The 5,888-nt window shown below is 64.2% G+C and carries 8 protein-coding genes; 6 read left to right on the forward strand and 2 right to left on the reverse strand.

Annotation, left to right across the window (positions count from 1 at the left end; all coding sequences use genetic code 11):
- Positions 1–339: 339 nt before the first annotated feature.
- Entirely contained in the window at positions 340–807 is a 468-nt protein-coding gene (gene bfr, locus MJD61_13300; GenBank protein MCG8556246.1) for a bacterioferritin, read from the reverse strand.
- Positions 808–1,089: 282 nt separating this feature from the next.
- Between bfr (MJD61_13300) and bfr (MJD61_13305) the strand changes: the two genes are divergently transcribed.
- The 6 genes from bfr (MJD61_13305) (at position 1,090) to MJD61_13330 (ending at position 5,196) form a co-directional block, all read left to right on the forward strand.
- Positions 1,090–1,557 carry a bacterioferritin gene (bfr, locus tag MJD61_13305; protein MCG8556247.1) on the forward strand — a complete coding sequence of 156 codons (468 nt, stop codon included), beginning with the start codon at positions 1,090–1,092 and terminating at the stop codon, positions 1,555–1,557.
- Positions 1,558–1,593: 36 nt separating this feature from the next.
- Positions 1,594–1,839, forward strand: coding sequence for a DUF2191 domain-containing protein (locus tag MJD61_13310; GenBank protein ID MCG8556248.1), 246 nt, complete (start codon positions 1,594–1,596; stop codon positions 1,837–1,839).
- The gene (locus MJD61_13315; protein MCG8556249.1) at positions 1,836–2,279 is read left to right on the forward strand and encodes a PIN domain-containing protein; all 444 of its coding nucleotides are present in this window, start codon (positions 1,836–1,838) and stop codon (positions 2,277–2,279) included. Before MJD61_13310 ends, MJD61_13315 begins: the two co-directional genes overlap by 4 nt.
- A 131-nt stretch (positions 2,280–2,410) precedes the next feature.
- Positions 2,411–2,728 carry a polyhydroxyalkanoic acid system family protein gene (locus MJD61_13320; GenBank protein ID MCG8556250.1) on the forward strand — a complete coding sequence of 106 codons (318 nt, stop codon included), beginning with the start codon at positions 2,411–2,413 and terminating at the stop codon, positions 2,726–2,728.
- A gap of 26 nt (positions 2,729–2,754) precedes the next feature.
- Positions 2,755–3,174 carry a universal stress protein gene (locus MJD61_13325; GenBank protein MCG8556251.1) on the forward strand — a complete coding sequence of 140 codons (420 nt, stop codon included), beginning with the start codon at positions 2,755–2,757 and terminating at the stop codon, positions 3,172–3,174.
- 177 nt (positions 3,175–3,351) lie between these two features.
- Positions 3,352–5,196 carry a protein kinase gene (locus MJD61_13330; protein ID MCG8556252.1) on the forward strand — a complete coding sequence of 615 codons (1,845 nt, stop codon included), beginning with the start codon at positions 3,352–3,354 and terminating at the stop codon, positions 5,194–5,196.
- A 277-nt stretch (positions 5,197–5,473) separates the two neighbouring features.
- Here MJD61_13330 and MJD61_13335 read toward each other — a convergent pair whose 3' ends face one another.
- Positions 5,474–5,788, reverse strand: coding sequence for a hypothetical protein (locus MJD61_13335; protein ID MCG8556253.1), 315 nt, complete (start codon positions 5,786–5,788; stop codon positions 5,474–5,476).
- Positions 5,789–5,888: the final 100 nt, after the last annotated feature.

Here is a 5,888-nt window from a genome sequence, read left to right on the forward strand (position 1 = left end):
ACCGCCGCTGGCATCGCTCGCTGGCGGGCTCCGAGCTGCAGCTGCTCGGCGACTGTCCGGATTGTCTCGTCGTCTATGACACCGGCCGCTCCGCGCGCTCAAAAAAACGCTCGCGCGCCAGTCGCTAGCCCGCATCGGTCACCAACTTCGAGGCACTCCATCAATGGACAACCGCCCCATCAATGGACAACCGCCCCATCAATGGACAACCGCCCCATCAATGGACAACCGCGTGTCCGAGGCGTCTGCGATAGCAGCCGATCCGCAGTCGAGGCACCGGAGGCATAGTCGCCGCCCTGCTAGCACAAGCGAGCACTTGACCCGCAACGAAGTTCCGGGTCAGCTCATCTGCTCGCTCAGATACCGCTCCCTGCCTATCTCCTTGATGAGGTGCAGCTGAGCCTCGAGCCAATCTGCAGTCTCCTCGTGCTCCCGCAAAATGCCCTCCAGCAGATGCCGGCTCCCGTTGTCGGCCTTTTCCCTGCACAGGCCGATGCCCTTGTTGAGATGCGCGATCGCTCCGACTTCGTCCGCGAGGTCGAGCTCGTGCTGCTCCGGCACGTATTCGCCGACCCCGACAGGATTCAGCCGCTGCATGTTGGGTACGCCGTCGAGAAGCAGGATGCGGTCTATTACGGCCGCTGCAGCGTGCATGTTGCGGATGGAGTCCTTTTTCCTGCGTTCCGCCAGCGCCTCGTAACCCCAGTTGGCACACATGCGCGAATGAACGAAATAACGATTGATCGCCGTGAGCTCGGCCGTGAGCACGTCGTTCAGCATGGCGATAATATCTGGGTTGCCCTTCATCCTGGTGATCCTCCGCATCGCAGCCACGCGGCCACGTCATCAAGGGGCAGCCTATGGGCATTTCACCCTGGTTTCAAGATCCGCGGCTGCCAACATCGCGACCAACATGAAGTTGAAATCCGATTTCATTATCATTGGTCCCAGGACACATGGAGATGAAGTTGATACTCGATTTCAAGATCATAGTTCTTTTCCATTACTCAACTTGTGTTTCGAGCTGATCGACCCTAATCTCGTTCCCATTCGCAGCAGAGACTTTGAGCGTAGCCAGAGGTTTGAGCCATGCAGGGAGACAAGGACGTCATAAAGTGCTTGAACGCGTTGCTCGCAAACGAGCTGACAGCGATCGATCAGTACCTGGTGCAGTCACGCATGCTGAACGACTGGGGCTACAACAAGCTCTACGAGAGGATCGCCCACGAGTCGGACGACGAACGCGGCCACGTCGACAAGCTGATTCGGCGGATTCTCTTTCTCGACGGACAACCCGACGTCGCGGCACGTGCCAAGCTGAAGATCGGAAGCAACCCGAAAGAGATGCTCGAGAACGATCTCGAATTCGAGCTGCAAGTAGCCCAGGGCCTAAACGAAGCCATTGCACTGTGCCGCAACAAAGGCGACAACGGCACACGCACGATGCTCGAGGAGCTGCTTTCGGATACCGAGCAGGACCACATTCTCTGGTTCGAGCAACAGGTGGGCCTGATCGAACAAGCAGGCGTCGAGAACTACTTGGCCGAGATGATGTAGTTGCGGCTACCCATGTCAGGTGATATGGGTAGCCATATGAAGACGACCGTAGAGATCTCCGAGCCCCTGCTGCAGCGAGCGAAACGCGTAGCGGCACGGGAGTCGACGACGCTGCGCGATCTGATCGAAGCCGGTCTGCGGCATGTGCTCAAGGAACGTTGCCGCAGGAAGCGCTTTGCGCTGCGGGACGCTCGCGTCGATGGACAGGGACTGCAGCCGGAGTTCTCGGACGCTGCCTGGGATCGACTCCGGGACGCAGCCTACGAAGGTCGCGGGTCGTGATCGCGCTCGACACCAATCTGCTACTGTACGCGCATCGAAAGGACTCCGAGTGGAATGCGGCTGCGTACGCCTGCATCGAGGAGCTGGCAGCGAGCCCGGCGGCCTGGGCCATACCCTGGCCCTGCGTATCGGAGTTCGTCGCGGTGGCGACGCACCCCAGGATCTTCTCTCCCCCGAGCCACCTGAACGAAGCCGTCGATCAGATCGAAGCCTGGCTGGAGGCACCCGGGATCGTGCTTCTCGCTGAAACCGAGGCGTACTGGCCTCGATTGCGCGCTGCGCTGCAAGCCGGACGAATCAGCGGGCCGCGCGTGCACGATGCCCGCATCGCGGCCTTGTGCCAGCTGCACGGCGTTCGAGAGCTATGGACGGCAGACCGAGACTTCAGCCGCTTTACCGCCCTCCGGGTACGGAATCCCCTTTCCGGCTCGCCCGATTGATGCCGGCAGCTACCTGCACTTGACCAGGCATTCGCCGGCTGCGTCGAAACAGGCTCTGCCTTTCCCCGTGCCGTCCGCTGGAGCCTGTGCTCCGGTTTGGCAACGGCTCGCGAGTCACGTAGCATGGGCGCATGGTCACCCACGACATTCCCCACGATCTCGTCCCCGAGCTGGCAAGGCGGGCGGCCCAGAAGGCGGTCCAGAGCTACAAGGAGGGCCTGTCCAAGTACGACGTGCAAGCCGATTGGGTCAGCGACGACCGAGTGGAGCTGAGCTTTGCAGTCAAGGGCAAACGCCTGCACGGTGCGATGACCGTGCGGCCCAACGATCTGCACCTGGAGCTCGACGTCCCGCTGCTGTTCCGTCCCTTCAGCAAGCTCGCGATCGGCGTGATCGAACGTGAGGCTCGCGAGTGGATCGACAAGGCCCAGGCAGGCCAGCTCGAATGACTGGCGAGCGCTGGTAGGCTGGCGCCATGTTTCGAAACATCCTGCTGCCCATCGACCTGACGGAGCGAAGCGAGCGTGCCGTGAAAGCTGCGGGCGACCTGGCGGAGGCGCACGCGGCCTCGGTGCGGCTGCTTCACGTGGTTCAGACGATCGCGGACGTGCCTTACGACGAGATGAAGGATTTCTACGCCGAATTGATGGCCAAGGCAGAAGACGCGGTAGCCCGCTGGGCCGAGAACCTCAGCGCACGCGGCATCGAAGTCGAGGGACAGGTCGTGCTCGGCAAGCGAGTACCCGAGATTCTGCGCCACGCGGAAGAAGGCGAGAGCGACCTCATCGTCATGAGCTTCGATCAGCTCGATCCGGCACAGCCAGGTGGCGGGCTAGGGTCGGTAGGACACCAGGTCGCGCTCATCGCGGGCTGTCCCGTACTGCTGATGCGCTGACCAGCAGCTTCGTGGCGGTCAAGCGCCCGCTGCGCGAGCGTGCGCGTCCGCGCCTCTTTCCCTACCCCTGCCGAAGGACACCGGGTTTAGCAATCCCGTGCCAACGCCGATAGATCCTTGGCGGGCTGAGCCACGTGGGCGCCGCGGTGCCACCACGAGCCTGTACCCGTGCAGCACATGGAGTCCTCGAGCGACAGACACAAGCACAAGCGAGGCGATCGCTTGCTCGGGCTGGTGATCGACGGGCGCTACCTCGTCATGGAGCGCCTCGCGATCGGCGGTATGGCACGCGTGTACCGAGCCGAGCAGATGCCGCTGGGACGGATGGTGGCGCTGAAGCTGCTGGAGCCGGAGCAACTCGAGCAAGATCAGGAGTTTTGCCAGCGCTTCTTTCTCGAAGCCTCCAGCGCGGCAAGGCTGCGCCACCCGAACACCGTTACCGTGTTTGATTACGGGCACGAAGAAGATGGACTCTACTACATCGCCATGGAGCTCGTGCAGGGACGCACCTTGGGCGACCTGCTACGCGAACAGGGACACCTGCCTCCGACCCGGGCGCTGCACATAGCCCGGCAAATCTGCCGCGGGCTGCGGGAGGCACACGGGCTAGGAATCATCCACCGCGATCTCAAGCCGTCCAATGTGCTGTTGACGAAGCACGGAGACGAGGAGGACTTCGTCAAGGTCGTGGACTTCGGCTTGGTCAAGAACATCCAAGATCCGCACGATCTGACGCTGACCGGGCGCTTCATGGGCTCCCCCAAGTACGCCTCCCCGGAGCAAGTGCGTTCCCGAACCGTGGACGGCCGCACCGACATCTACTCGCTGGGCGTCCTGCTCTACCGGATGCTGAGCGGCCGTGTCCCCTTTGAGCGAGACAGCGACTTCGCCACCTTGATCGCGCATGCGCGCGAACCTGTACCGCGGCTGACCATTGGACAATCGCCTGCGCCCGAGGTGCTGCGGCTGCTGGTGCTGCGCTGTCTCGCCAAACGTCCGGAGGACCGCTACCAGGGCCTGGATCGGCTCCTTTCCGACCTGCGCAAGGCGCGCCGAGAGCTCTCGAGCTCGAACAAGCAACGGGCAGGCGCTCGGCGGAGCCAGGCAAGCACTCGGTTGAGCCGCCCGAGCTCGACGCAGTCCTCCGAGGCGCTCGAGGACACGCCGGTCAGAGGCTCCCGGTTGAGTGGCACCCTGGGGAGGGTGGAGACAGTCGACGCACCTACCCGGCACTACGATCGCGAGCAAGGCTGGCTGCTCGGCGGAGCACGACAGCTCGACCGACAAGATGAAGCTGCGGCTCGTGCCCCTACGCGCCGTCTAGCCAACATCACGACCGCCAGAGCGCGCGCGAGACCGACCGTCGCCGGCACCGTCCTCGCGCTTGCGGCTAGCTTCGGTGTCTGGCTGTGGCTGAGCGACTCCAGTGAACCCATCGCCAGCGAACCGCAACCAGCACGCCCCGAACGTCACGCGATCGCCCTGCGCTCGACTGACTGGAGCGTGCCAGCGCAACGAGCCGAGGTCCACGTTGACCACGCGGGCAAGCGGACGGCTACCAGCAGCACCGAAACGGAAGCTCGGACCGAGCGAGAGCGCACGTGGATTCGTGTGCCGCCGGCGGCGGCCAGCGCAGGCTCGCGTCGCCCCCTTGCGCCAAACCTTGCCACCGATCCCGGTAGCCCACGCCAAGCGCAGGCCCAGCCGCGGCCCGAACGCGCTCCACCCATGCGTCGGGTCAAGACGAACAGGCGCACATCCGCCGGTATGCGCAAGATCATAGTGGTGGCGCAGCCACGCTCGGCTACGCTCGAGCTCGACGGGCGCCTCGTGGCTGTCGGCGTGCTCAAGACCAAGCTGAAGACCGGGCGCAAGAAGCACACCCTGCGCGTACGCGCGCAAGGCTACGAAACGCGAAAAATCAGCTTTCGCGTGCGCCCGCCGCGACGCGTGAAGCTCCGTAAGGCCCGGCAGCTGTTCGTGCCCGTTTCGCGTACGCCGGCGAAGCGCCACAGACGCTAGTCTCGAGTTCAGCACTTTTGGTGAAGTGAAATCCCCGCGAAAGCTGGCAGCCATGCGTGCCAAGCAGCACGTGGAGGGTAGCGATCGCGCAGGCTGCCCACGTGGGCGCCCGGTCGTAGCCTCGAACAGGTTTTGTCTGCATGTCCCGCTCCCACCGCATCATCGTCCCTGCCGGCCCGCGATGCCCCCCTGACTCACCGTGCATGGCGTCCGCGACTCGCAGCCGTTGATCGCGTTGCCGTCGCAGCTGAAGCGCCCGCGAGGGCACTGTTTCAGTCTACACCGTGCCCCCCCCGCTCCGCCCCCCCTGGCCCACGCTGCCCGCCCTACCCACGCTGCCCGACTGACCGAGGACGCCCGCCCGACCCACGCTGCCCGCCCGACCGCCGCTGCCTCCCTGGCTGACGCCGCCCCCCTGACCGGATCCGCCCCGCACGCCACCCGCCCCCGCGCGGCCAGCGCCGACCCCGGACGTGCCCGCAGCGTCCATGCCTGCCCCGCTGCCGGCAGCGCCCGGGCTGAGCGTGCACGCGCCGCAGCCCGCTACGAGCGTGCAGCAAGCCGAAACAGCCGCGAACCGTAATGCCGACATGAACCACCTGCCATGCAGGGCCATCGTCAGTCTAGAAAAGTACCTTATCGACGATGCAATAGCGGCTCGACTTTCTTCCAAGATCCAGTCCACAGTAGTC

The organism is Pseudomonadota bacterium (assembly GCA_022361155.1).
In the GTDB taxonomy this organism is placed as follows: domain Bacteria; phylum Myxococcota_A; class Polyangia; order Polyangiales; family JAKSBK01; genus JAKSBK01.